At 68.4% G+C, this 24679-nt stretch carries 21 protein-coding genes and 1 pseudogene; 16 read left to right on the forward strand and 6 right to left on the reverse strand.

Going from position 1 to position 24679, the window contains the following annotated elements; all coding sequences use genetic code 11:
* Positions 1–21: 21 nt before the first annotated feature.
* Together ABE960_RS09265 and ABE960_RS09270 are read left to right on the forward strand one after the other, a co-directional pair.
* Positions 22–1047, forward strand: coding sequence for an aldo/keto reductase (locus ABE960_RS09265; RefSeq protein ID WP_349761981.1), 1026 nt, complete (start codon positions 22–24; stop codon positions 1045–1047).
* Between the two features lie 41 nt (positions 1048–1088).
* Positions 1089–1688, forward strand: a complete 600-nt coding sequence (locus ABE960_RS09270) for an SAM-dependent methyltransferase (protein WP_349761982.1) — start codon at positions 1089–1091, stop codon at positions 1686–1688.
* A gap of 115 nt (positions 1689–1803) precedes the next feature.
* On the opposite strand, the gene ABE960_RS09275 is transcribed toward ABE960_RS09270, so the two are convergent.
* Entirely contained in the window at positions 1804–4086 is a 2283-nt protein-coding gene (locus ABE960_RS09275) for a CehA/McbA family metallohydrolase (RefSeq protein WP_349761983.1), read from the reverse strand.
* Between the two features lie 209 nt (positions 4087–4295).
* Between ABE960_RS09275 and ABE960_RS09280 the strand changes: the two genes are divergently transcribed.
* Positions 4296–4424 carry a hypothetical protein gene (locus ABE960_RS09280; RefSeq protein ID WP_349761984.1) on the forward strand — a complete coding sequence of 43 codons (129 nt, stop codon included), beginning with the start codon at positions 4296–4298 and terminating at the stop codon, positions 4422–4424.
* A gap of 35 nt (positions 4425–4459) precedes the next feature.
* Positions 4460–5098: a transglycosylase SLT domain-containing protein gene (locus tag ABE960_RS09285; protein WP_349761985.1), complete on the forward strand. Its 639-nt coding sequence runs from the start codon at positions 4460–4462 to the stop codon at positions 5096–5098.
* 133 nt (positions 5099–5231) lie between these two features.
* Here ABE960_RS09285 and ABE960_RS09290 read toward each other — a convergent pair whose 3' ends face one another.
* From ABE960_RS09290 to ABE960_RS09310, 5 genes are all read right to left on the reverse strand, one after another.
* Entirely contained in the window at positions 5232–5657 is a 426-nt protein-coding gene (locus ABE960_RS09290) for a phasin family protein (protein ID WP_349761986.1), read from the reverse strand.
* Positions 5658–5954: 297 nt separating this feature from the next.
* Positions 5955–6380, reverse strand: a complete 426-nt coding sequence (locus tag ABE960_RS09295; RefSeq protein ID WP_349761987.1) for a phasin family protein — start codon at positions 6378–6380, stop codon at positions 5955–5957.
* 208 nt (positions 6381–6588) lie between these two features.
* Complete coding sequence (locus ABE960_RS09300; protein WP_349761988.1) at positions 6589–7812, reverse strand: YbfB/YjiJ family MFS transporter; 1224 nt, start codon at positions 7810–7812, stop codon at positions 6589–6591.
* Between the two features lie 138 nt (positions 7813–7950).
* On the reverse strand, positions 7951–8934 hold the full coding sequence (locus ABE960_RS09305; RefSeq protein ID WP_349761989.1) for a DUF4349 domain-containing protein: 984 nt from the start codon (positions 8932–8934) through the stop codon (positions 7951–7953).
* 68 nt (positions 8935–9002) lie between these two features.
* Positions 9003–9902: a LysR family transcriptional regulator gene (locus ABE960_RS09310; protein ID WP_349761990.1), complete on the reverse strand. Its 900-nt coding sequence runs from the start codon at positions 9900–9902 to the stop codon at positions 9003–9005.
* Positions 9903–10030: 128 nt separating this feature from the next.
* Here ABE960_RS09310 and ABE960_RS09315 point away from each other — a divergent pair, with 128 nt between their 5' ends.
* From ABE960_RS09315 to ABE960_RS09370, 12 genes and pseudogenes are all read left to right on the forward strand, one after another.
* Positions 10031–11629, forward strand: coding sequence for an NADH-quinone oxidoreductase subunit L (locus ABE960_RS09315; RefSeq protein ID WP_349761991.1), 1599 nt, complete (start codon positions 10031–10033; stop codon positions 11627–11629).
* A complete protein-coding gene (locus ABE960_RS09320; protein ID WP_349761992.1) occupies positions 11626–14022 on the forward strand; it encodes a putative inorganic carbon transporter subunit DabA in 2397 nt (798 codons plus the stop codon). The genes ABE960_RS09315 and ABE960_RS09320 overlap by 4 nt, the downstream gene beginning before the upstream one ends.
* A 164-nt stretch (positions 14023–14186) precedes the next feature.
* The gene (locus tag ABE960_RS09325; RefSeq protein ID WP_164508629.1) at positions 14187–14336 is read left to right on the forward strand and encodes a hypothetical protein; all 150 of its coding nucleotides are present in this window, start codon (positions 14187–14189) and stop codon (positions 14334–14336) included.
* Positions 14336–15070, forward strand: a complete 735-nt coding sequence (locus tag ABE960_RS09330; RefSeq protein ID WP_349761993.1) for a metal ABC transporter ATP-binding protein — start codon at positions 14336–14338, stop codon at positions 15068–15070. Before ABE960_RS09325 ends, ABE960_RS09330 begins: the two co-directional genes overlap by 1 nt.
* Positions 15054–15944: a metal ABC transporter permease gene (locus ABE960_RS09335; protein WP_349761994.1), complete on the forward strand. Its 891-nt coding sequence runs from the start codon at positions 15054–15056 to the stop codon at positions 15942–15944. Before ABE960_RS09330 ends, ABE960_RS09335 begins: the two co-directional genes overlap by 17 nt.
* A 28-nt stretch (positions 15945–15972) precedes the next feature.
* Positions 15973–16986: a metal ABC transporter solute-binding protein, Zn/Mn family gene (locus tag ABE960_RS09340; RefSeq protein WP_349761995.1), complete on the forward strand. Its 1014-nt coding sequence runs from the start codon at positions 15973–15975 to the stop codon at positions 16984–16986.
* A gap of 121 nt (positions 16987–17107) precedes the next feature.
* Positions 17108–17617: pseudogene (locus ABE960_RS09345) on the forward strand (ABC transporter ATP-binding protein); the annotation flags it as partial.
* A 167-nt stretch (positions 17618–17784) separates the two neighbouring features.
* Positions 17785–20355, forward strand: a complete 2571-nt coding sequence (locus tag ABE960_RS09350; RefSeq protein WP_349761997.1) for an FtsX-like permease family protein — start codon at positions 17785–17787, stop codon at positions 20353–20355.
* On the forward strand, positions 20352–21524 hold the full coding sequence (locus ABE960_RS09355) for a lipocalin-like domain-containing protein (RefSeq protein WP_349761998.1): 1173 nt from the start codon (positions 20352–20354) through the stop codon (positions 21522–21524). Before ABE960_RS09350 ends, ABE960_RS09355 begins: the two co-directional genes overlap by 4 nt.
* Before the next feature lie 210 nt (positions 21525–21734).
* Complete coding sequence (locus tag ABE960_RS09360) at positions 21735–22541, forward strand: ABC transporter ATP-binding protein (RefSeq protein WP_349761999.1); 807 nt, start codon at positions 21735–21737, stop codon at positions 22539–22541.
* 48 nt (positions 22542–22589) lie between these two features.
* Positions 22590–23855 (forward strand): ABC transporter substrate-binding protein, encoded by a 1266-nt coding sequence (locus ABE960_RS09365; protein ID WP_349762000.1) that lies wholly within the window; start codon positions 22590–22592, stop codon positions 23853–23855.
* Positions 23852–24679, forward strand: a complete 828-nt coding sequence (locus ABE960_RS09370; protein ID WP_349762001.1) for an ABC transporter permease — start codon at positions 23852–23854, stop codon at positions 24677–24679. Before ABE960_RS09365 ends, ABE960_RS09370 begins: the two co-directional genes overlap by 4 nt.

Raw genomic sequence — 24679 nt, forward strand, 5'->3', positions numbered from 1 at the left:
CGCCCGCTTGAGAGGATTCCCATGTCGTCTGTCTTTGCCCGCCTCCAGAAAGTGGCCTCGCCGATGATCGGCCTGGGCTGCATGAACCTCTCCCACGGCTATGGCAAGGCGCTCCCCGAAGCCGATGCGCTGCGCGCCCTCGATGCCGCCTTCGACATGGGCTATCGCCACTTCGATACCGCTACCCTCTATGGCGACACCGCCAACGAGCGGCTGGTGGGCAAGGCGCTGGTGGGCAAGCACCGTGAGGTTCTGCTGGCCAGCAAGTGCGGCATGGCCATGGACCCGGAACTGGGCAGGAAGGTGATCGACGGACGCCCGGCCACCCTGCGCCGCCAGTGCGAGGAGAGCCTCGAGCGCCTGCAGACCGATCACCTGGATCTCTACTACCTGCACCGCTGGGACAAGGGCATGGCCATCGAGGAGAGCGTGGGAGAGCTCGGCCGGCTGGTGGATGAAGGCAAGATCGGCGCGATCGGGCTTTCCGAGGTCTCCGCGGCCACCCTGCGCCGTGCGCAGGCCGAGCGGCCCGTCGCGGCGGTGCAGTCCGAATACTCGCTATGGACCCGCAATCCCGAGATCGGCCTGATCGACGCCTGCCGCGAGGCCGGCACGGCACTGGTGGCCTTCAGCCCCCTGGGACGCGGCTTCCTGGCGGGAGCCGTCCGCGATCCCGAAAGCCTCACGGAAAACGACATGCGCAGAAAGCTGCCACGCTTCAGCGCCGATAACCATCCCCGCAACCTGCGCCTGCTCGAGGACTTCACGGCGGTGGCCGAGGAGCTGGACGCGACCGGAGGCCAGCTGGCGCTGGCCTGGCTGCTGGCCCAGGGCGACGACATCATCCCGATCCCCGGCTCCTGCGCCATCGGCCACATGCGCGAGAACCTGGCGGCGGAACGCCTGCACCTGGCGCCGGAGATCATGACCCGGCTGAATGCCATGATGACCCCGGACCAGGTGGCGGGGGCTCGCTATGGCGAGGCCCAGCAGGCAGAAGTCGACACCGAGGAGTTCGCCGACCCTGGCATGAGCGCGCCCGCCTAGGGTCGAAGCATCGATGGCCACCGACATGTTGAGGGAATGCCATGTGGAATGAACGCTACGACACCGACGATTACCTCTACGGCACCGAGCCCAACGACTTCCTGCGCGAACAGGCAGGTCTGATCGGTGAGCCTGCGCATAAGGTACTGTGCCTGGCCGATGGCGAGGGGCGCAACGGCGTCTACCTGGCCAGGCTCGGCCATCGGGTCCTGTCGGTGGATACCTCGCCGGTCGGCCTGCGCAAGGCGGCCCGACTGGCCGAGCGAGAAGGCGTGCCGCTCGAGACGCTGATCGCCGACCTGACGGAGCACACCTTCGCCGCCGAGGCCTTCGATGCGGTGGTATCGATCTTCTGCCATGTGCCCGAAGCGGGGCGCCCGCACCTGCATCGCCAGGTGGCGCACACCCTGAAGCCCGGCGGCATCCTGATCCTGGAGGCGTATACCCCGGCCCAGGTGCCGCGGGACACCGGCGGGCCCGACACCCCGGACCGAACCCCCACCGCTGCGGAACTGGAAGCGGCCTTCGCCGACCTCGAGATCCTGTGGAGCCGCGAATTCGACCGCCAGGTGATCGAGGGCCGCGGCCATACCGGACTGGGGGCCGTGGTGCAGTTCATCGCCCGCAAGCGCCCGGCCTGAGAGGCACGGCGCCGCGATCAGAGTCCGCCTGCCGATACACGACAAAGGCCGCACCTGCACGAAAAAGGCCGCACCCCGTGGGGTGCGGCCCTGTCGTGCGGAACAGCCGTAACGATCAGCCTTCGACGGCCGACGTGTAGGGCCCCGGCTGCTCACGCTCCACCCACAGCGGGTTGCTCCAGGCGGTCTCGTCGTCCTGGTCATCGACCTCGAGGGCGACCCAGCCATCGACGGTCTCGTCCAGGGTCAGCGAGAGGCTGGCCTCGCGGCCATCCAGGGCGACGGTCTCCAGCACCTCACCGCCCTGACCGATCAGCCGGGCTTCCTTGAGGCCGTCGACGGCCACGACATCGACCTGCCAGGTGAATGCCTCACCCTCGGGCAGACGCAGGCTGTCGCCGAACAGGCCGTTGCGCGGATGCAGAAGCGGGCCCTGGGTCGCATAGCCATGACCATCCTTGAGGGCACGGGCGAAGGCACGCGGGGTCAGCTCGCCCGGCACCTTGGCCATCATGCGGATGCGGCCGGTCAGGTCGTTCCAGGCGTCGTGGGTATCGGTGCCCGCGGTGAAGTAGACCCGGCTGCCCTCGTCCCACAGGTTCTGGGCCGTCTGGCGCGTCGGGACGTTATCGACCTCGGCATTCAGCTCCAGCAGGTCGAACCCGGTGGCGAAGCCGCCCGGCACGGTGTCGTTGGCCAGGTTACGCAGGTAGCCGTAGTCGTTGAACGGGTGGTTGAGGGGAATGACCTCGGCGTTCAGGCGACGGGCATCCGCCAGGATCTCCTGGACGCTGTCGGTCCCCGGGTCCACCTGCATCTCGCCGGCGAGGTCGATGGGGAAGGGGTTCATGTGACCCCAGGACGCCGACACCTCGATGGACGGGATGAAGGGCAAGCCGCGTTGATCGGAGAGCTCCTGGAAGCGTTCATGGTTGGCCGTGGAGTCATGGTCACTGATGAACGTCAGGTCGAGGTCGGTGGCCAGCTGCGCCTTGACGACCATCTCGGGCGGAGTCGTGCCCTCGAGGATGTTGGCATGGTGGTGCAGGTCGGCACCGTACCAGGCATCGTCGTTGGGCTCGGCGAGCCGGTTGATCTCGAGGGTCTTCTGCACGGACTCACCGGAGGCCAGGCTCACCTCGATTTCCTGCTGCTCGGCGGTGAAGCCGGCGCCGGAGTTGACGCTCAAGCGGTAGTCGCCGGGCGCCAACGCCAGCTCCGCCTTGCCCGCCGGATCCAGGTCGGTGAAGAAGGTCTGCTTGCCGAGGAACTCGACGGGCGGCTGCTGTCCCTCGAGGATCGCCAGGCGCGCGTCGCGGGGCTCGCCGGTCTCGGCATCCTGCACGTCGAGACTCAGCGTACCGGGCCCTTTCATGCCCGCGAACTCGAGCGTCTGCTCTCCGCCCTCGGTCACCGTCAGCTCGACGGGCTCGCTGTTGGCGTGGCCCAGGCCAGTAGCGTAGGCGCTGTACTCGCCGGCCGGCAGGGACATCTCGAAGGTGCCCTCCTCGGCCAGCGTCCAGGCGTAGGGGTGGCCGTCCTGCTCGACCATGACCAGGCCGCCCTGCGGCGCCTCGCCGCTGTCGTTACGAAGGGTGCCCGCGATCCGACCGACGGGATCACCATGGCGCTCGGCCTCATAGGCTACCACCGGCGCCAGGTCGCCCTCGGGCACCACCTGCAGCCAGCCATCGAAGGTGCGTGACTCGCCGGGCGCGAGGTCATGCTCCAGGTACATGTCCTGGCCTTCGTAGTTCACGCGATCGAAGTAGGGCGCATGCAGCGCGAAGACCCAGTCGCGATCGTAGGCGACCATGCGATCGGTCAGCGCCTCATCGGCCACGGTTTCCTTGGCATCGCCCAGCCCCGGGATACCGAACAGGAAGCCGGTATCCGGCCACAGGGTGTAACCCGAGCGGATGGCCTCCAGCGGCGCCTCGCCGGCGTTCTCCATCTCGGTCTCAAGGCCGATGCGGTCACTGCCGGCCTCGAGGGTGTAGGTGGTGGTGACCCAGGCATCGCCCCAGTTGCGACGAATGCGGACCATGGCACGCTCGGCGGAGTCCTCGACGATCTCCACTTCCTTGCCATCGTTGGGCCAGGAGGACCAGTTGTTGGGGATGAAGTCGGCAAAGGCGATGCGGTCGAGGTCGATCTCGCCATCCTTGACGGCGGCCAGGTCGACCAGGGTGCCGCGTGGCACGCCCCAGGGCGGCGCGGATTCCACGGCGATGGAGAAGGCCAGCCGCTCATTGGCGATCGTCAGGTCCTCGCTCGCCAGGGCTTCCCCATCGGGAATCGCCGTGGCGCCACGGGTGATGCTGACATCGGCGTGCGTCGCCGCCGACGCGCCGGCCAGCAGGCCGGCAAGTAGTAGTCGTTCGAGTCGCTTGCTCATCAAATGCGCTCCCAATTCATTGCATTTCGTTATTTATCGAAGACTTATCTATCCTCCTTTATTTTGATTGAACATTCAAATACATCCCCGCCAACGACCCTCAGGGGGCGGAATCGCGCTACCGGATGGCAAAGAATGATGAGCAATCGAAAACGTGCAAGACTGTTTCCAGCAGCAGACACGGTGGCTGCGGACCAGGGAGATCAGGCATGGATGCTCGCGACAAGAAGTCCCTCAGCGAACGGGATATCTGCACCAAGTTCATCACGCCCAAGTGGTCCCATACTGTCAGTCGGCTCAAGCAGGCCTGGCAGATCGGTGATGGTGAAGCGCCTTGAAGCGAGTGATCGGGCCGGGTCGGAGGAGAGAGTTGATGATCATGAAATGGCTCAGGCCACTGCTGGCCATGACCACGCTGCTCTGGATGACCGGCTGCGCGATGCTGGCGCCGGCGCCGCCGAGTGATCAACGCAATGTCTGCGAGATCTTTCGCGAACAGCCGAGCTGGTACGACCATGCACGCAGCTCCCAGGAGACCTGGGGTACGCCCATCGCGACCCAGATGGCCTTCATCAAGCGCGAGTCTTCCTTCCGCAGCCATGTGAAGCCGCCCCGCCAGCATCTGCTGGGGTTCATCCCCTGGACACGGCCTTCATCGGCCTATGGGTATGCCCAGGCCCAGGACCCGGTATGGGGCGAATACGAGGATGAGGCGGGCAGCCTGTTCGCCCGGCGCACGCATATCAAGCACGCCACCGATTTCATCGGCTGGTACAACGCGCGCACCCATCGCATGACCGGGGTGTCGCTCCACAACCCCGAACACCTCTACCTCGCCTATCACGAAGGGCAGGGCGGCTATCGCCGAGGCTCCTATCGCGGCAAGCCGGCCGTTCAGCGCGCCGCCCGAGAGGTGGCCAGCACCGCCAGACACTATCAGGCGCAGCTCGCCTCCTGTGAGGCCGAGTTCCGCTGCGACCGCTTCTATCAGGTGTGGCCATTCTGCCGTTGAGCAGGCTGACATGGGGCTGTCCCCGATCGCCGCGCTCACCCACAAGATCATCCACACGAAAGAGGCCGCCGATCATTGATCGGCGGCCTCTGGGATACTTTCGTCATCCCGGCCCGAAGGCCGGGAGCAAGGCTTACTTGGCTGCCTTGGGAGCGGCTTCCTTGACGGCCTTGGTGGCGGTCTCGGTAGCCTTCTGGGCGCTGTCCTGGGCTTGCTTGACGCTGGCCTCGGTCAGCTTCTGGCTTTCCTGAGCAAACTCCTGCTGCAGGGCCACGGCCTTCTCGGCATCGGCCTTAAGGCGCTCGGTCAGCTCCTTGGTGACTTCCTGCTGACCTTCCAGGTAGCTCTTGAGGCCTTCGACGTCCTTGACCTCTACCAGCTTGCGCAGCTGAGCCATGTTGGTGTCGGCATAGGACTTGGTGGCCTCGAGCTGGGCATTGACCATCTTCTCGGTGAAGTCGACGGACAGGGCAGCGAAGGCACGCGCCGGAGCGATGAACATGGACTCGACCTGAGCGGTATCGAATTGCTTGGTGTCGAAGTTGAATACGTTGGTCATGATAGGAACCTCCAAGGGTTTTGTTGCCGTGGAACGGGAGATCCCCGTCCTGATGCTGTGCATCCTAGCAGGCACTTTGATGCAGTGCAACATAATTTTTTCACGTCGCCTCCCGGGGTGTTGCAGCGAGGCCTATCCCCGGCATCTGATGCCCTGCTCGGCCATGGATGAGCATGGGGGTGGGGCAGGATCCGTCTCCGATCAGCCGCATTCAGCCACATGAAAGAGGCCGCCGATCAATGATCGGCGGCCTCCTGGATACTTTCGTCATCCCGGCCCTGAGGCCGGGAGCAAGGCTTACTTGGCTGCCTTGGGAGCGGCTTCCTTGACGGCCTTGGTGGCGGTCTCGGTAGCCTTCTGGGCGCTTTCCTGGGCCTGCTTGACGCTGGCCTCGGTCAGCTTCTGGCTTTCCTGAGCGAACTCCTGCTGCAGGGCCACGACCTTGTCGGCATCGCCCTTCAGGGTCTCGGTCAGCTCCTTGGAGACTTTCTGCTGGCCTTCCAGATAGCTCTTGAGGCCTTCGGCATCCTTGACCTCTACCAGCTTGCGCAGCTGCGCCAGGTTGGTGTCGGCATAGGCCTTGGTGGCATCGAGCTGGGCATTGACCATCTTCTCGGTGAAGTCGACGGACAGGGCAGCGAAGGCACGCGCCGGAGCGATGAACATGGACTCGACCTGAGCGGTATCGAATTGCTTGGTGTCGAAGTTGAATACGTTGGTCATGATAGGAACCTCCAAGGGTTTTGTTGCCGTGGAACGGGAGATCCCCGTCCTGATGCTGTGCATCCTAGCAGGCACTTTTGTGCAGTGCAACATAATATTTTCATGTCGTCGCCCCGCGTGTTGCAGCGAGGCCTACCCCCTGCACCTGTTACCCTGTTCGCCGATAGGAGGACAGGGCCGGGCTCCGTCCCCGATCAGCCAGCTCGCGTTATTTTTCCGCCGCCCGCTTCCCCTCGGCATCCAGGCGCTGTGCGGTCTGGTCCACCAGACGCAGCCAGATCAGCAGCACCACGCCCAGCGCTACGAAGCCCCCGGCCAGCCAAAGGCCGGTGTCATAGTGGCCGGTGGCCTCGGCGAGCATGCCGGTAAGCGCCGGGGCGATGATCTGTGCGGCCCCATAGGCCAGGGTCATGCGCCCCATCAGCCGCGCGGGGCTCTGGGGATAGAGCCGGCCGGCCATGGTCAGCACCAGGCTCACGCAGCCCAGGAAGGTGCCGCCGAAGAGTACGGCGCTAAGCAGCACCATGCCGAGATGCGTGGTCATCGCCGGCAGCACGATGCCCACCACCTGCAGCGACATGGTGGTGACCAGTGCCCCCAGGTAGCCGATGCGCCGGGCGACCAGGTCCCATAGCATCACCGCCGGCGCCGCGGCCAGGCCCACCAGGGCGAAGGTCCAGTTGCCCGCGCCGGCCAGCAGCGGTTCGCGCTCCACGATGGCGACGATGAAGGTGGCGCTGATCACGTAGCCGTAGCCCGCGCAGAAGTAGGCGGCCAGCATCAGCCGCATGAAGGTGCGCGTATGCGGGGTGGCAAGGTGCTGGTCGCCACCGCCTGAGCCCGGTAGGGGCCGGGCCGGGCGCGGCAGCCAGCGCCAGGCCGGCACCATCAGCGCCAGCGCCAGCCCACTGAAGCCCCACCACTGCGCCCGCCAGTCGAACGACAGCTGAATCATCAGCTCCACCGCCAGGGCTGCCACCAGCATACCGAGCCCCACCCCGGCGAAGTGGATGCCCAGTTCGCCGCGCTGCCGGTGCGCGATCAGCCAGTGCAGGATCAGCCCCGAGGCGAGCAGCATCGAGGCGCTGCTGGAGAACCCCGCCACGAAGCGCAGCGCAGCCCAGGCCCAGAAGTCGTCGGTCAGCGCCATGCCCGCCGTGGAGAACACCGCCAGCACGAGCCCCAGGCGGTAGAGGGTGTCCTTGAGCCGGATGCTGTGGATCGAGGCCGCCACCAGGGCGCCCAGCATGTAGCCGGCATAGTTGAGGGCGGCCAGCCAGCCACCATCGGCCTCGCTCATCCAGGTCTGCTGCTGCATCACCGGCAACAGCGGCGTGTAGGCGAAGCGCGCCACGCCGATGCACAGGATCTGGCTGAACACCCCGGCCAGCAACACCCTGAAGCGCGGGGAAAGAGGGAAACAGCTCGCCATGCCTGGCTCTCCTTGGGAACGGGTGAGGCCGAGCCCTGGCCTCGCCAAAACAAAGACCCCGCCGGCGTGGCGCCGGGCGGGGTCTCAGGGTAAGGGGAAACAGGTGCCGCGCGGATGCGACCTTAGGCGCGCCGTGGCTCAGGCCTCGGGGTCACGGCGGGGCGTCTTCCGCCGCTTCTCGCCAAGCCGGGAGAACGCCCGGCGCACCGGGCGCCACAGCCGGCTGAGCAGCCACAGCACGGGCAGGCCGAGCACCAGCCAGGGGGTGAGGAACACCACCACCAGGATGACCTGACCCACGGATTCGAAGAACAGCGCCATGCTGCGGTCCAGCGCCCGCCACAGGGGGGCGAGCACGCCATGCTCGCGAGGTTCCACCCAGCGCTGTTCCTGGAAGCTGGCAGTGATCGCCACGGTGTCGGTGACCCGCGTGAGGTGGCGCTGCTGGCCCTGCATCGACTCGATCTCACCCTGCACCCTGGCAAGCTCGCGCTCCACCTGCAGCAGGTCCTGGATGCGCCGCTCGCTGAAGCCGCGCCCCTCCTGGGCCAGCTCCTTGAGCCGCTCGCGCAGCACGACCTGCTGGGCCAACCGGGCCTCGGTGTCGATCATCTGTTGGGTGCGGTCGTTGCGGGTGATCTCCACGCCGCTCAGCGCCGGCGACTCGGCCACCAGCCTCACCGGTTCGGCCTCATCCACCCGGTCACGCGCCACCCGCATGGCGAGATAGCCGCTGGCCAGCCCATGCCGGGGCGTCTGCAGGCGCCCCTGCTCCACCCGGCAATCCGGGGTGGCCACACAGGCCTCGTGGGTCTCGCGATAGGCGGCCAGCAGGGGCTCGGCCTCCTCGAACTGCAGGCTGTAGCCGCGGCGCTCCTCGATGCGGAAATCCGGGGCCTCGGCCGCGCCATTGGCCGGCAGGGCGGCACCGGCGACATCCGCCTGACGCACCATCGCCTCGCCGGAGAAGCGGCCCGCCTCCTGGGGAACGCTGGGGCGCGGTGAATCATCGAGGCTGTTGCCATCGCAGCCGGCCAGGCCCAGGGCGGTGCCCAGCAGGATCAGCGGCAGAAGAAGGAACGGCAGCAGGTGGCGGAAGGATGTGGGCAAGAAGGCAGGCATGGTGGGCGGTCATCCGTGACGGGTGATGAACCTCAAGCGTAGCACTCCCCGACCTTCCGAAGAGGCCATCATTCCCGCGTCTTCGGCAGCAGCGCATCGCTCGACTGGTCCAGCAGGCGCTTGAGCAAGACCGACTCGAAGCGCCGGCGGATGGTGATGGCGTAGAACTCCTCGAACACGCCGGGCAGGGCGCCGAAGTCGGTCAGGGTGCCGGTGCGCAGTTCGTCGCGCACCACCACCGGCGGCATCACCGCCAGATGGGAGGTATCGCGCGCCAGCAGACGCATCATGGCCATGTCGTCTACCTCGGCGAGGATCGTGGGCGACAGCCGATGGTAGTCACAGAGCTGGTCGAAGGCATGGCGCACGCTGCTGTCGGGGCCGGGCACGATCAGGCCGCGGCCGCGCAAGGCGTCGGGAAATGCCGGCAGAGGAGCGAGGCTCGACGCCCCGATGATGCTGACGGGTTGGCGCGCCAGCCGCTGTGAGCGCCACGGATGCTGATCGTCGCCACGAACCGACTGATTGGCGAGCACCACATCCAGTCGATGAGCGGAGAGGCGGCGCAGAAGGTCATCCAGGCCCCCGCTCTGCAGGCTCAGCTCCATGTCCTCGCGGTCGAGCAGCGGGCCCAGGAACTCCATCTGGAAGTTGCGGGACAGCGTCGCCACTGCGCCCACCCGAATGACCTCGCGATGGGCATGGCCGCCCTCGGCGAACAGCGCCGTCAGCTCCTCTCCCTGACGGAAGATGGCGTTGGCATAGTCGAATGCCAGCCTACCCGCCTCGGACAGGCGCAGCTTACGCCCTTCGCGTATGAACAGCTTCTGACCCAGACGCTCCTCCAGCTGACGGATCTGGTGGGAGAGCGCCGACTGCGAGATGTGCAGCTTCTCGGCGGTATGTGTCAGGTGGCCAGACCGGGCGACCTGCCAGAAGTGGTAGAGATGGTGATAGTTGAGCTTCATTTTCGATCGGGACTCGGTGGCAAACCACTCCGTTCTTTTTAAACGAACGGTTCCTTCTTGATAAACTATTTTTTGCAACGATTCAGCAGGTGCATGATACGCCTAACCTTTCCCGATGGAGCCGATCCATGACGAACCTGCTCGATGCGGCAATCCATGCCTCGCTGGCGGCCTGGCTGGCACTGCCGGTGGCCCTGCTGATCCTTGCCGGCGTATCAGGGCGCCTTGCCGCCCCGGAACGCCAGCAGCGCTGCTGGCGGATCGGTCAGGGGCTGATGATCGGCAGTTTTGCCACCAGCGCACTGCTCGGTGGCCTGCTGGTGGCCGACGCGGCCGGCGTGGCCACCGGGCTGCCCGAAGCCGCCACTCCCCTGGGCCTCTATCCGGATGGGCTGGCAGTGTGGATGGCGCTGCTGATCAGTTTCCTCGGCGCCGTGATGCTGCGCTTCGCCGATGGCTACCTGCAGGGGGACCGGGGACGCGCCCGTTTCCTGCCCTGGTGCCTGGTGGTGCTGGCGAGTGTCCTGCTGCTGGTGTTCACCCATCACCTGGGGGTGATGCTGGTGGCCTGGTTCGGCGTCAGCCTGGCGCTGCATCAGCTGCTGACCCTCTACCCCGATCGTGTCGAGGCGCGGCGGGCCGCCTGGCAGAAGTTCGCCGTCAGCCGCCTGGGCGACCTCTCCCTGCTGGCCGCGGTGGGCCTGATCTACCACCACTACGGCAACCTCGAACTGACGGTGCTGCTGGCCCAGGCGGCGGCCACCCCGGGCGAGGGCTGGGTCCTGCAGGCCGCCTCTCTGGCCCTGGCCCTGGCCGCGCTGTGCAAGTGCGCCCAGCTGCCGCTGCACGGCTGGCTGATGAAGGTGATGGAGGCCCCCACCCCGGTCTCGGCGCTGCTCCATGCCGGGGTGATCAACCTGGGCGGCTTCCTCTGGCTGCGCCTCTACCCGCTGTTCGACGGCATCACCGCGGGGCACCTGATGCTGATCGCCATCGGCGGCACCACCGCCATCGTCGCGGTGATGGCCATGCTCACCCAGGCCTCCGTCAAGCACGCCCTGGCGTGGTCCACCTGTGCACAGATGGGCTTCATGCTGTTCGAGATCGGCATGGGGGCCTACACCCTGGCGCTGGTGCACCTGCTCGCCCACTCGCTCTACAAGGCCCACTCCTTCCTCGCCAGCGGCCGCACCGTTCGTGCGGCGCAGGCCTCCCGGCTGACCCTGGCGCCCTTGTCGGTGCGGCTGGCGATGGCCGCTCTCACCGCCGGCGTGGCGGGGGCGATCCTCTGGGGGTGGCCCGCGCTGGTCAGCCACAATCCGGTCCTGAGCGCCCTGCTGATGCTGGCGGTGGGCAGCACCCTGCTGGGAATGCCCGCCGGGCTGGGCCGTCCTCAGCGCCTGGCCCTGGCCGCCATGGCGCTGTCGCTGGTGCCGGTGTATGCGCTGCTGCACGCACTGGTGTCGCCGGCCCTGCCAAAGGCGGCCGAGCCGCTCACCCTGGCCGCCGGCCTGCTCGGCGCCGCGGTGCTTCTGGCGCTGGTGAGCCTGGCCCTGCTGGTCATGCTCATGCCCCGGCACCCGGCGATCGCGCAGTGGCGGATCCACTTCCGCAACGGCCTCTATGCCCATCTGCCGCTGGAGCGCGCCATCGATTACCTGACGCGCCACCGCCGCCCGACCCCCGCCCGGATCGACACCGTCACCGTCAAAGGAGAGTGGTCATGACCTCGTCCGCCCTTGCAGCCTCGTCCGGCACCGACGAGACCCAACTGACCGCGCTTTCGCGCGCCGCCGAGCAGATCGCTCCCAGCTGGCCGCTCGACCGCTGGATCGCCGTCAACCCCTGGTGGGGGATGAAGGCGATGACCATCGAGGACGCCGAGGCGCGCCTGCGTGACGCCGCCGGGGTGAGCCTGACCATGCCGGCCGCCTTCTACGAGGAGGCCTGGGCCAGCGGTCGTATCCAACCCGAGGACCTGAGCCGCGCCATCGCCATGCGCGGCACGGCGCTGGACGAATCGGCCCTGCTGGCCGACCTGACGCAGGCGACCCGGCTGGAGCGCGCGCCGCAGCCGACGAGGCGCTGCGCCAGCGCCTGGGAGCTGGCCGGCGAGGCGGCCGGGGATGGCCTGCAGGCCGCCGGTGACGCCTTCGACGCCGTCGCGGAGTGCTGCGCCGACTATTTCGACCATCACCAGCAGCGCTGGGAGACGACACCGGACGAGACCCTCTATGGCACATGGCGGACGCAGACCCGGCACGACCGGCGCCTGAACGCCGTTCTACGCGGGCGCGTCGCGGCCCTGCCCGCCGACACCGCGGCCGCCCGGGAAATGCTGCTCGACGCCTTGGCGCTGTCGCCCGAGGCCCTGGAATCGCTGGCCCACACCCTGCTGCTGAGGGTCAACGGCTGGGCCTCGTGGTGCCAGGGACTGGCCTGGCACACGCCCCGTGCCGCGCGTCACGCCGGCATCGACGAGCTGCTGGTGGTCCTGCTGGCCTGGGAGTGGCTGGGGCTCGGTATGCTGGAGTCGCTGCAACGCGCCCGGTGGCAGGCGCAATGGGCGTCGTCGCCGGCGCCGCGGCGGGCCGAGCAAGACGCCCTGTGGTGCTGGCAGACCGCCTACGAACTGGGCTATCAGCGCCAGCTATCGGCGACCCTCACCTCCCGCCCCGCCTCGACGTCGGAGGCGACACAGGTGCAGGCGGCCTTCTGCATCGATGTCCGTTCCGAGCGGCTGCGGCGCCACCTCGAGAGCGCCTCGCCCGAGATTGACACCCTCGGCGTGGCCGGCTTCTTCGGCATGCCGATCACCCACGCCAGTGCGGGACCGGAGCGCGCCCTGCCCCGGGTCCCCGGCCTGCTGACGCACCGCTACCGTACCGAGGAGTCGCCGCCGCAGGACGCTCGCCATCGCCTGCGCTTCCGGCAGGAGGCCCGTCGCCAGAGCATTCGCCACGCCAAGTACCATGCGCTGTCGACCTTCACGCTGGTCGAGACGACCGGCCTGGCCTGGGGCTGGAAGCTGCTGAAGGACAGTATCCGCCGGCCGGCGGCGACCCCCGCGCCGACGACCCTCGAGGGGCCCTTCCACGCCTATGGCGGCGAACCGCTGACCCTGGAGGAGCGGATAGCCCTCGCCCGGGGGCTGCTCGACGGCCTGGCGCTGGGAGACGAGGCGGCGCCATTGCTGGTGCTGGTGGGCCACGACTCGCAGAGCGACAACAACCCGCATCATGCCGGGCTCGCCTGCGGCGCCTGTGGCGGCCAGGGCGGCGGGGTGAATGCCCGCCTGGCCGCTCGCCTGCTCAACGACGCCGAGGTACGGCGGAGCCTGGCGGCCCGCGGTGCCGGCCTGCCCGATACCACGCACGTGCTGGCCGCCACCCATTGCACCCTGACCGATCGCGTCACGCTGCTGGATACCGATGCCGTTCCCCAGCGGCTCGGGCCCGCGATGCATCGCTTCGAGCAGGCCCTCGAGCAGGCCGGCCGCGCGACCCGCGAGGAGCGCGCGATGGCGCTGGGAGTGGAAGAGACCAGCGATGAGGCGCGCCTCGACACGCTCAAGCGGCGCGGCGGCGACTGGTCACAGCCGCGCCCCGAGTGGGGGCTGGCCAACAACGCCGCCCTGCTGCTGGCGCCTCGCGCGCTCAGCCGTGGCCTCGACCTCGAGGGCCGGGTCTTCCTGCACGAGTATGACCCGCAGCACGACGACGACGGCAGCGTACTGGAGGCCCTGATGACGGCGCCCATGCTGGTGGCCAGCTGGATCAACCTGCAGTACTACGCCTCGGTGGCGGTACCGTCACTGTATGGCGCCGGCAACAAGCTGCTGCACTCGGTGGTGGGAGGCCATGTCGGCGTGATCGAGGGCAACTCGCCGCAGCTGCGTACCGGTCTGCCCCTGCAGTCGCTGCATGACGGCACGGCCTGGCGCCACGAGCCGCTACGCCTCAGCGTGGTGATCGACGCGCCGCGGGAACGGATCGAGGCGATAGTGGAACGGCAGCCGGCGGTGGCCGAGCTGGTTCACCACCGCTGGCTCTGGCTGTGCCGGCACACCGAGGCGGGGCTCGAGCTCTACACGCCGGCAGGCTGGCAGCACATGGTCTGAGGCCGCCAGACCTCAGCCGTTCAGCGACCAGGTGGCGACATCGGGGTAGGCGGCCAGCGCCGTCAGCGCATGGAGCAGCATCCAGGCGCTGGGGCGTTTCTCTCGGTGGCCCGGGGACGTATTGTTATGTTATAACCTTCGCCGCATTCCCGGAGGCGTTCCCCATGGCACACCCGACCCACCGGCACCGCCCCGAGGGGCCCTGCCACTTCTCGCTGATGTCGCTCTCCGCGGCGCGCCGGCTGCTGCTGGCCGCCGCGCCGCTGGCCGCCCTCTGGCTGGCGGTCTCCTGGGCCGCAGGCTGGTGGCAGTGATGGCGCGCTTGCAACTGCACGACCTGCAGCTGGCCCGCGGCGGCCAGACGATCCTCGAGCACCTGGATGGGCGCTTCATGGACGGCGCCATCACCGCCCTGATCGGCGCCAACGGCGCCGGCAAGAGCACCCTGATCTCGGCGATCATGGGCATGCTGTCTCCCGTCGCCGGCCGGGTCGAATGCCGAGTGACTCGGGAACGCCGGGCCTGGCTGCCTCAGCAGCTGGCGCTGGACCTGACCTTCCCGATGAGCGTGGAAGAGCTGATCATGACCGGTACCTGGCCGAGTCACGGCGCCCTGAAAGGCTACTGCGGCCCTCACTACCGTCGCGGCCGCGAGATCATGGCGCGGCTGGGCATCTCGAACCTGGCTCACCGCCCGCTGGGCGAACTCTCCGGTGGGCAGCGCCAGCGCGCGCTGCTTGGCCGCACACTGATGCAGGATGCAGAGCTGCTGCTGCTCGACGAGCCCTTCGCCAACGTCGACACCGAGACGGTGGACGTGCTGATGGACGTGCTGCGCGACATGGCCAAGCACGGCGCCACCATCATCGTGGTGCTCCACGACATGGAGCAGCTCGCGCGGCTGGCCGACGAGGCGCTGCTGCTGGCCGGCGGCCACGGCCGCTGGGTCAAGCCCGACGTCCTGCTCGATCACCATAGCGGCCTGGTGCCCCGGGCACCGCGCCTGCCCCTGACCTTTCCGGATGCTCCCCATGCTGGCACTGCTTGACGCCTGGCTGATCGCCCCCTTCGACTACGGCTTCATGCAGCGCGCCCTGGTGGCGGGGCTGGCGCTGTCGCTGGCCGCCCCGCCGCTGGGAGTCTTCCTGATGCTGCGCGGCATGAGCCTGATCGGCGACGCCATGGCACACGCCATCCTGCCCGGGGTCGCGCTAGGCTTCCTGGCCGCCGGCTTCTCGCTGCCAATGATGAGCCTCGGCGGGATCCTCTCGGGGCTGCTGATCGCCGTGCTCGCCGGCAGCGTGTCGCAGATGACCGGCCACAAGGAAGACTCGGCCATGGCCAGCTTCTTCCTGATCTCGCTGGCCGCGGGGGTGATGCTGGTATCGCTGGGCGGCAGCAGCGTCGACCTCACCCATGTGCTGTTCGGCTCGATTCTGGCCGTCGACCCCACCGCCCTGGTGTTGATCGCCGGCATCAGCAGCCTGATCGTGATCATCCTGGCGGTGATCTTCCGCACTCTGGTCGTGGAGTGCCTGGACCCGCTCTTCCTGCGCGGTCAGGGGGTGCGCGGCGGCCTCGTCCACGGCATCTTCCTGGGCCTGGTGGTGCTCAACCTCACCGCCGGCTTCCAGACCCTGGGCACCCTGATGGCGGTTGGCCTGATGATGCTGCCCGCCACCACGGCGCGCTTCTGGAGCCAGCGCCTGGAGGGGCTGATCGCCATCGCCATCGCCATCGCCCTGGTGGCCAGCACGGGTGGCCTGCTGATCTCCTACCACCTCAGCCTGCCCTCGGGCCCGGCGATCATCCTGCTGGCCGGTGCCGGCTATTTGCTCTCCGCTCTGTTCGGGCGCCACCACAGCCTGGCCGCTCGCCTGCGCCGCCGTGCCATGCCGCTGGGCACCGCCGAACACCACTGACCGAATGAACGAACCGAGGAAGCCTGCCATGCGTTTCTCCCACACCGCTGCCCTGCTCGCAGGGCTTTCCATCCTGCTGGCCTCTCTGCTGACCATGCCCGCCGCCCTGGCCGCCGAGCGTGTTCGGGTAGTCACCAGCTTCAGCATCCTCGCCGACATGATCGACAACGTCGGCGGCGAGCGGGTCGAGGTGACGGCCCTGGTGGGGCCGGACAGCGATGCCCACGTCTACTCACCGCGACCCAGCGATGCCCGCAAACTGGCCGAGGCCGGCCTGGTGGTGTTCAACGGTCTGCAGTTCGAGGGCTGGATGGAGCGGCTGATCGACGCCAGCGACTTCGACGGCCCACTGGTGGTGGCCACCGACGGCATCGAGATGCCGGAGGCGATGGACGACGGCCACGACCACGGCCACGACCACGGCCCCCTCGACCCACACGCCTGGCAGGACCTGGGCCTGGGCGAGGTCTATGTGACCAATATCCGCGATGGCCTGATCGAGGCCGACCCGGCGCATGCCGACGCCTACCGAGCCAATGCCGAGCGCTATCTGACGGCGATCGAACGCACCGACAGCGAGCTTCGCGCGTTGCTCGACGAGATCCCCGCGGCAAGCGCGGTGATCACCGGCCACGCCTCCTTCGGCCACTTCGCCCACGCCTATGGCCTGCGTTTCCTCTCGCCCCAGGGGCTCTCCACCGCCGCAGAGCCGAGCGCGGCCGACATGGCGCGGCTGATCGACGTGATCCGCGAACAGGACGTCCGGGCGCTGTTCCACGAGAACATGACGAGCCCCGCCATGATCGACCAGCTGGCCGAGGAGACCGGCCTGCCGGTGGCCGGCACCCTGCATGCCGACGCCCTGGCAAGCGACGGCGAGGCCAGCACCTGGCTCGGCATGATGCTCCACAACGCCCTCACCCTTCACGACGCCCTGGGTGAGCCGGGCCACCGGGGCGGCGACGGCGACGGCGACGGCGACCGGGCTCATGATCACGGGCATGACGCCCAGGAAGAGGCGCACCCCGACCACGCGCACTGAGGCCGCACGGCCCGGGCGATCCCGCCGCGTCCGCCGGCTCCCCTCCGACGTGGGCGTCGCCTACGGGTGGCGCCCGTTTTGTGACACCATCGAGACATCCCTCTGCGCCAGGAGCATCGCCATGCTCGAGTTCCGCCAGGTCGCCAAGGCCTATGCCACGCCCCAGGGACCGCTCGAGGTCCTCGCGGGGGTGGACCTTGCGCTTTCGGCCGGCGAGGGCCTGGCGTTGATGGGCGAGTCGGGCAGCGGCAAGTCGACCCTGCTGCACCTGGCCGCGGGGCTGGACCTGCCTGATCGCGGTGAGGTCCGGCTGGCCGGCCAGGCGATCTCGACGCTCTCGGAGCCGGCGCGGGCGCGGCTGCGCCGCGAGAGCCTGGGCCTGGTGTTCCAGCAGTTCCACCTGGTGCCGAGCCTCTCGGTGATCGACAACCTGCGCCTGCAGGCGCGACTGGCGGGCTGCGAGCGGGCCGACTCGACGGCCGAGCTGGTCGAGCGCCTGGGCCTGACCGGGCTGGAAAGGCGCTACCCCGAGCAGCTCTCCGGCGGCCAGCAGCAGCGTCTGGCCATCGGCCGGGCCCTGGCGCCGCGCCCCGCCCTGCTGCTCGCCGACGAGCCCACCGGCAACCTGGACGAGGCGACCGCCGGCGAGGTGCTCGACTTGCTGATGACGCTGGTGCGCGACACCGGCTGCAGCCTGCTGATGGTGACCCACAGCCCACGGGTGGCCGCGCCGCTTGCGCGCTGCCTCAAGCTCTCCCGCGGGGGGCTGGCGCCGCATCACCCGTCGGAGCGCGATGCATGAGCCTGATGCTCACCGCCCTGGCCACCCTGCTCTCCCACTACCGCCGCCACCCCGGCCAGCTCGCCATGCTGCTGCTGGGCCTGTGGGTGGCCGGTGCCCTGTGGAGCGGCGTGCAGGCGATCAATGCCTCGGCCCGGGATAGCTATGCTCGAGCCGAGGCGCTCTTCACCACCGGCCTGGACCGCCTGGAACGCCGCGACGGCGGGGCCCTCGACCACGCAGACTTCGTGAGCCTTCGCCGCGCCGGCCTTGCCGTCTCGCCGCTGCTGGAGGGCGAGGTGGCCACCGCCCAGGGTGAGCGGCTGACGGTGATCGGCATCGACCCGCTGACCCTGCCCGGTGACAGCGCGTTCGCCACGACCGGCGGCCCACCCACCTCAGACCCGGGAGAGCCGACGCCCTTCTTCACGCCCCCCTGGCAGACCCGACTCGCGCCAGACACCGCGCCACGGCTGGGGCTCACCCGGCAGTCGGCCGCGGGCGCCGAACCCGTGCTCGCCGACGGCCAGGCGCTGCCGCCGCTGGTCCTCGCCCCGGCTCTGCCGCCGGGCACCCTGGTGATGGATATCGCCGCCGCGGCGAGGCTCCTGGGCAGCGGCGACAGGGTCAGCCGGCTGATGGCCGAGACAGGCGCCCTGAACTCGACCCCCGCGGGCTACCGGCTGATCCGCGCTGACACCCTGGTCGACCCGGGCGAACTTACCGCGAGCTTCCACCTCAACCTCACCGCCATGGCCCTGCTGGCGCTGATCGTCGGGATGTTCATCGTCCAGGCGGCGCTGGGCCTAGCGCTGGAGCAGCGCCTGGGGCTGCTGCGCACCCTGCGCGCCCTGGGCGTGCCGGGCCGCAACCTGGTCGGCCTGCTGGCCCTCGAGCTCGCCCTGCTGGGCATCGCCGGCGCCCTGGCCGGCATCGCCAGCGGCGTCTGGCTCGCCCGTGCGCTGCTGCCGGATGTGGCCGCCACCCTGCAGAGCCTCTACGGCGAGTCGGTTGGCACCACGCTTCACCTGCCCTGGCACTACTGGCTCGGCGGGCTCGGCGTGACCCTGGGCGGGCTCGCCGTCGCCGGCAGCGGCACCCTGTGGCGGGCCGCCCGGCTCGGCGTGCTGGGGCTTGGCCAGGCCCAGGCCTGGCGAGCAGGCTTCCAGCGCCAGCTGCGGGGGCAGGCCATCGCCGGCACCCTCGCCGCCCTGCTGGCCCTGGCCACCGGGGCCTGGCTGTCCACGCAGCCCGCCGGCGAGGGGCTGCTGGCCGGCTTCCTGCTGGTCGGGGCGTTGATGCTGACCTGCGCCCTCTGGCTCTCGCCGCTGCTGGCGGCCGGCCTCGCGAGGCTCGCCAGGCTCGCCAGGCATCACCCGCTGACCCAGTGGGCCCTGGCCGACCTGCAGCTCCAGCTGCCGCGGCTGTCGCTGGCCATGATGGCGCTTCTGATCGCCCTCTCCGCCAACCTCGGGGTGGGCAGCATGGTCGGCGGCTTTCGCCTGACCTTCCTCGACTGGCTGGACCAGCGGCTGACCGCGGATCTCTACCTGCGCCCGCCGGTCGAGCAGTTCGATGAGGTACAGGCCTGGCTGGCCCGCCGCGACCAGGTGGCCGAGCTGCTGCCCACCGCCGGCGCCGAGTCGACCCTGCTCGAGATAGCGCCACGAGGGGCCGATGATCGACCCATGCGGCTCCCGATCACGCTGTTCGGCATCACCCCGGGTGCGAGTCTCACGCCGAGCTGGCCGCTGCTGGCGACGATGGCCGGCCGGGACGCGGCCTGGGCCTCCCTGACGGCGGGCGACGCCTTCATCAACGAGCAGCTGGCCCTCGGCCAGGGCATCGCCCCCGGCGACCGGCTCAGCCTGCAGGCCCCCGGAGGCCAGGGCCGGGGCCCAGACACAAGCCTGAACAGAGAGACGGTGATGGTTGCCGCCATCTACCCGGACTACGGCAACCCCCGCGGCGAGGTGCTGCTGGCCACGCACCGACTGCGCGAGCACTTCGCCGCACCGCCCAGGTCAATCGGCATCGTGCTCGCCGAAGGGCAGGAGACCGCCCTGCACTCCCGGGAGCTGGCCAAGGCGCTGGCCGCCCGCTTCGACCTCGATGACGAGGCGCTGGTCGACCAGCGCCGGATCAAGGCGCTCTCCACCGACATCTTCGAGCGCACCTTCGCCATCACCCGTGCCCTCAATGCCCTGACCCTGGCCGTGGCGGCCCTGGCGCTGCTGGCCAGCCTGCTGGCTCAGGCCCGGGAGCGGCGCCGCCGGCTGGCCCCGCTCTGGGCACTGGGCGTGCCGCGCAGTGAACTGGCGGGCATCCAGCTGGCCCAGCTGGGCGGGGCGGCGCTGGTGACCGGGCTTCTCGCCGTGCCGCTGGGCATCGCCATCACGACCTGCCTGGTGGCGGTGATCAACGTGGCCGCCTTCGGCTGGCGCCTGCCCCTGCATGTCTTTCCCGGCGAGATCGCGCTGACCCTGGCCACCGCCCTCGGGGTGGCGCTGCTGGCGGCCGGCCTGCCGGCCCTGACGCTGTGGCGCACGCCGCCCCGGGCCCTGCTGGCCGAGGAGGAGACGACATGAGGCGAGGCATTAGGCCATGGCTGGTAGGGCTGCTGGTCGCGCTGCTGGCGGGCTGCGGGGAACCGACGCCCCCACCCCCGACCGACGGCTTTGCCGGGCTGGGCGCCGAGGCCGACGGCTTCGCGCAGGCCGCCCCCGGGACCACGCTGCGCTTCCCGGCGGACCACGGCCCCCACCCCGACTACCGGCTGGAGTGGTGGTACCTCACCGCCAACCTGGAGGATGCGGCCGGCGAGCCGCTGGGCGTGCAATGGACGCTGTTCCGCCGGGCCCAGCGCGCGCCCGACGAGCGGCCGGCCTCGCCCCCCGGCCCCTGGGCCGCCGACCAGCTGTGGATGGCGCACATGGCCGTCTCCCGGGGGACCACCCACCGCGTCGCCGAGCGCTTCGCCCGGGGTCACGCCGGCGAGGCGTCGCCCGAGCGGGACCAGGCGGGCGTCACCGCCCGGCCGTTCCGGGCCTGGCTCGACGACTGGACGATGGAGAGCCGCGTCGGTGACCCACAGCAGGATGCCCTGGACCGGTTGACGGTCAGCGCCGGCGCCGGGGCGGGCGATGATGCGTTCGGCTATCGGCTGACCCTGCAGGCCCAGGGGCCACTGGTCCTGCACGGTGAGGGCGGCTTCAGCCAGAAGTCCGCCGACGGCCAGGGCTCTATCTACGTCAGCCAGCCCTTCTACCGGGTCGCCGGCGAGGTCACCCTGGAGGGCGAGACCCGCACCGTCACCGGCAATGCCTGGCTCGACCGCGAGTGGAGCAGCCAGTTGCTCGGGCCGGAGCAGACCGGCTGGGACTGGTTCTCGCTGCACCTGAGCGACGGCCACAGGCTGATGGCCTTCCGCCTGCGAGGTGGCGGCCAGGGGGGTGACGAGAGCGGGGACGACTACCTTTCCGGCACCTGGATCACCCCCGGCGGCAAGGCAACGCCCCTCGATGACGACTCCCTCGCCCTCGAGCCGCTGACCACCTCGACCGTCGCCGGCCGCGAGATGCCCACCCGCTGGCGGCTGATCCTGCCGGACCAGGGGCTCGACCTGATCGTCACGGCTCCCCATGCTGATCGCTGGATGACCACCAAGGTGAGCTACTGGGAGGGTGAGGTGCGGGTCACCGACCACGCCAGCGGCGAGGCGAGAGGACGGGGCTATCTCGAGATGACCGGTTACTGACCCGCGTCCTCGAGGCCTGACAATGCCCCTTTGCGGCCCCGTCAGCGGAAAATGTTCGTCATTGTCGGACAATGTCCACCCAGCGAGACAGGCACGCGCCTGTCGGCAAGCCACAAAGCACGCCACAACCCCATGAAAGATTGTGTCTAACCCTGCATTTGGCACTATTAATGCTTAGATTCGGGTAAATCATTCGACCCGGAGCCATACATGGGCGCATCCATTTCGCTGGACTACATCACCCACCGGTTTTCCCCCGGCGCCGCCCCTACCCTGAACAAGATCGAAGGGCGCATTGCCCCTGGCGAACTGGTGGCGCTGATCGGGCGCAGCGGCTGCGGCAAGTCCACCCTGCTGCACATGCTCGCAGGCCTGATGATGCCCTCGGAAGGCTGTGTCCGGATCAATGGCCATCAGGTGGTTCGTCCCAGTGCCAAGTGGAACATGATGTTTCAGAAGGCCTCGCTCTACCCCTGGATGAGCGTCGAGGAAAACGCCGCCCTGGGGCTGCTATTCGCCGGCATGCCCAAGCGTGCCGCCGCCAAGCGCGTCAATTCTCTACTCGAGATGGTGGGCCTGAACGACAAGCGCGACGTCAAGGTGCAGAGCCTTTCGGGCGGGCAACAGCAGAGGGTCGCGCTGGCCCGCTCGCTGGCCACCGACCCGGATGTGCTGCTCCTCGACGAACCCTTCTCGGCACTCGATGCCTTCGCCCGCTCGGCTCTCCAGGAGGAAGTGCCGGCTATCTGTCGTGAGCGCGGCATCACCATGGTGACCGTGACCCACGACATCGACGAGGCGATCACCATGGCCGACCGGGTGCTGATCATGTCCCAGAACCCGGGGAGGGTCGTGGACGAACTGGATGTCGACCTGCCCTGGCCTCGCCGACACATGGACAACGGCTTCCAGTCGTTGCGTGAAGGACTGATGCAACGTTTCAAGACCACGGACGACGATAAACCCGGGCATTCCGCTAACCCGGTCGGGAAAGGCGACGCCGAACGCGCCGCCTGATCCCATCCCCCTTATCCCTTGGCTCATCCTCTCTACAGGCACCCCACAATGAAAAAACAACATCCCGATAGTGACACCCTGTCCGCCGAAGAACTGGAATATCTGCAGCAGCATGAAATGAGCCGGCGTGACTTTTTGCTCGACAGCATGGCGATGGGTGGACTCGCCGCCTCCCTAGGCATGACGGCCAGCAGCTCTGCCTGGGCCAGCAACCTGCAGGCGCCGGATGATGAGGTGGTACGCATCGGCTACCTTCCTATCACGGACGCCACGGTGCTGCTGGTGGCGCACGAAATGGGATTCTTCGCCGAGGAAGGCCTCAAGAGCGAACCCCCCACGCTGATTCGCGGCTGGTCGCCGTTGGTGGAGGGCTTCGCCGCCGGCAAGTTCAACCTGGTGCACTTGCTCAAGCCGATCCCGATCTGGATGCGTTACAACAACGGCTTCCCGGTGAAGATCATGTCCTGGGCGCACCTCAATGGCTCCGGGCTGGTGGTGGGCAAACACACCTCGGTTGAAAGCTTCGCCGATCTCGGCGGCAAGCAGGTGGCGGTCCCCTACTGGTACTCCATGCACAACATCGTGCTGCAGATGGGGCTCCGGCATGCCGGGCTCACTCCGGTGATCAAGGCGCAGGGCGATACCCTGGCGCCCGATGAAGTGAACCTGCAGATCCTGCCTCCGCCGGACATGCCGGCGTCACTCGCCGCGCGCAAGATCGACGCCTACATCGTCGCCGAACCCTTCAACGCCGCCGGCGAGTTGCTGGCCGGCGGCAAGATGCTGCGCTTCACGGGTGACATCTGGAAGAACCATCCCTGCTGTGTGGTCTGCATGAACGAAGAGCAGGTCAACGCCAATCCGACGTGGACCCAGAAGGTGATGAACGCCATCGTGAAGGCTCAGGACTATGCCCAGCAGAACAAGCAGGAAGTCGCCCAGATGCTGTCGCGGGATGGTGCCGGCTACCTGCCCATGCCGTCACCGGTCGTCGAACGCTCCATGACGCATTATGACGACGAGAGCTATGCCACGCCGGATGCCATCCAGAATGCCGAATGGGGCAGCGGACGCATCGATTTCCAGCCTTGGCCGTTCCCGTCGGCTACCCGGCTGATCGTCGAGGAACTGCAGCACACCCTGGTCGGTGGCGATACGAGCTTCCTGCAGGATCTCGACCCCGACTTCGTGGTCGATGATCTCGTCGATTACCGCTTCGTCAAGGCCGCGATGGAGAAGCACACCGGCTGGCAACAGGCGCCGGGCTTCAATGCGGCCAACCCGTTCGATCGAGAAGAGATGATTAAGCTATGAGCCTGGTCGACTCTGCCGCACCCCGTCTTGCCGCCCAATTCAGGGTATCGAGCTGGCTGCAGCAACGGCTCGTGGCCCTGGCCTATCCCGCCTGCGGCATCAGCATCCTGCTGGCCCTGTGGTGGCTGGGCGGCTACCTGATCAATCGGAACCCGGACCTGGTGGCCTTCTCGGCCTTCGCCCCGGCGCCCACCTTCGAGGCGCTGGTCGCCCTGGTCGCCGGTGGCGATCTGTGGCAGACCATTGCCTCGAGCCTCTATCGCATCCTGGCCGGACTCTGCTGGGGCATCGCGATCGGGGTTCCGGTGGGGGTGCTGGTCGGTTATGTGGGCCCCGCCATGAAGATTGCCAACGTACCCTTCCAGTTCCTGCGCATGATCAGCCCACTGGCCTGGATGCCCATCGCCGTGCTGGCCTTCTACACCTGGGACGCGGCGATCATCTTCCTGATCGTCATGGCCACGGTCTGGCCGATCATCTTTTCCACCGCCCACGGGGTGCGCCGTATCGACCCGAACTGGTTCAAGGTGGCCCGTAACCTGGGGGCATCGCCCCCCCAGATGCTGCTCCGGATCGTCCTGCCGGCCATCATGACGGATGTCATGGCCGGTATTCGCATGGCCGTCGGCGTCGCCTGGGTGGTACTGGTGCCGGCGGAGTACCTGGGCGTGACCAGCGGCCTCGGCTATGCCATCAATGATGCCCGCGATATCCTGGCCTACGACACTCTGGCCGCCATCGTGGTGGTGATCGGCATCATCGGCTATGGCCTGGATTCCATATGCAACATCCTGATACAGCGCTTCAACTGGCACGTCGAATAA

This window comes from Halomonas aquatica, assembly GCF_040196335.1.
Lineage (GTDB): Bacteria > Pseudomonadota > Gammaproteobacteria > Pseudomonadales > Halomonadaceae > Halomonas > Halomonas aquatica.

Bases quoted from the DNA above. Each gene is read 5' to 3' on its own strand.
- ABE960_RS09370 (WP_349762001.1), top strand. From the start codon at position 23,852: ATGAGCCTGGTCGACTCTGCCGCACCCCGTCTTGCCGCCCAATTCAGG.
- ABE960_RS09350 (WP_349761997.1), top strand. From the start codon at position 17,785: ATGAGCCTGATGCTCACCGCCCTGGCCACCCTGCTCTCCCACTACCGC.
- ABE960_RS09360 (WP_349761999.1), top strand. From the start codon at position 21,735: ATGGGCGCATCCATTTCGCTGGACTACATCACCCACCGGTTTTCCCCC.
- ABE960_RS09335 (WP_349761994.1), top strand. From the start codon at position 15,054: ATGCTGGCACTGCTTGACGCCTGGCTGATCGCCCCCTTCGACTACGGC.
- ABE960_RS09290 (WP_349761986.1), bottom strand. From the start codon at position 5,657: ATGACCAACGTATTCAACTTCGACACCAAGCAATTCGATACCGCTCAG.
- ABE960_RS09325 (WP_164508629.1), top strand. From the start codon at position 14,187: ATGGCACACCCGACCCACCGGCACCGCCCCGAGGGGCCCTGCCACTTC.
- ABE960_RS09320 (WP_349761992.1), top strand. From the start codon at position 11,626: ATGACCTCGTCCGCCCTTGCAGCCTCGTCCGGCACCGACGAGACCCAA.
- ABE960_RS09275 (WP_349761983.1), bottom strand. From the start codon at position 4,086: ATGAGCAAGCGACTCGAACGACTACTACTTGCCGGCCTGCTGGCCGGC.
- ABE960_RS09315 (WP_349761991.1), top strand. From the start codon at position 10,031: ATGACGAACCTGCTCGATGCGGCAATCCATGCCTCGCTGGCGGCCTGG.
- ABE960_RS09280 (WP_349761984.1), top strand. From the start codon at position 4,296: ATGGATGCTCGCGACAAGAAGTCCCTCAGCGAACGGGATATCTGCACC.
- ABE960_RS09285 (WP_349761985.1), top strand. From the start codon at position 4,460: ATGATCATGAAATGGCTCAGGCCACTGCTGGCCATGACCACGCTGCTC.
- ABE960_RS09310 (WP_349761990.1), bottom strand. From the start codon at position 9,902: ATGAAGCTCAACTATCACCATCTCTACCACTTCTGGCAGGTCGCCCGG.
- ABE960_RS09265 (WP_349761981.1), top strand. From the start codon at position 22: ATGTCGTCTGTCTTTGCCCGCCTCCAGAAAGTGGCCTCGCCGATGATC.
- ABE960_RS09355 (WP_349761998.1), top strand. From the start codon at position 20,352: ATGAGGCGAGGCATTAGGCCATGGCTGGTAGGGCTGCTGGTCGCGCTG.
- ABE960_RS09300 (WP_349761988.1), bottom strand. From the start codon at position 7,812: ATGGCGAGCTGTTTCCCTCTTTCCCCGCGCTTCAGGGTGTTGCTGGCC.
- ABE960_RS09305 (WP_349761989.1), bottom strand. From the start codon at position 8,934: ATGCCTGCCTTCTTGCCCACATCCTTCCGCCACCTGCTGCCGTTCCTT.
- ABE960_RS09365 (WP_349762000.1), top strand. From the start codon at position 22,590: ATGAAAAAACAACATCCCGATAGTGACACCCTGTCCGCCGAAGAACTG.
- ABE960_RS09295 (WP_349761987.1), bottom strand. From the start codon at position 6,380: ATGACCAACGTATTCAACTTCGACACCAAGCAATTCGATACCGCTCAG.
- ABE960_RS09270 (WP_349761982.1), top strand. From the start codon at position 1,089: ATGTGGAATGAACGCTACGACACCGACGATTACCTCTACGGCACCGAG.
- ABE960_RS09330 (WP_349761993.1), top strand. From the start codon at position 14,336: ATGGCGCGCTTGCAACTGCACGACCTGCAGCTGGCCCGCGGCGGCCAG.
- ABE960_RS09340 (WP_349761995.1), top strand. From the start codon at position 15,973: ATGCGTTTCTCCCACACCGCTGCCCTGCTCGCAGGGCTTTCCATCCTG.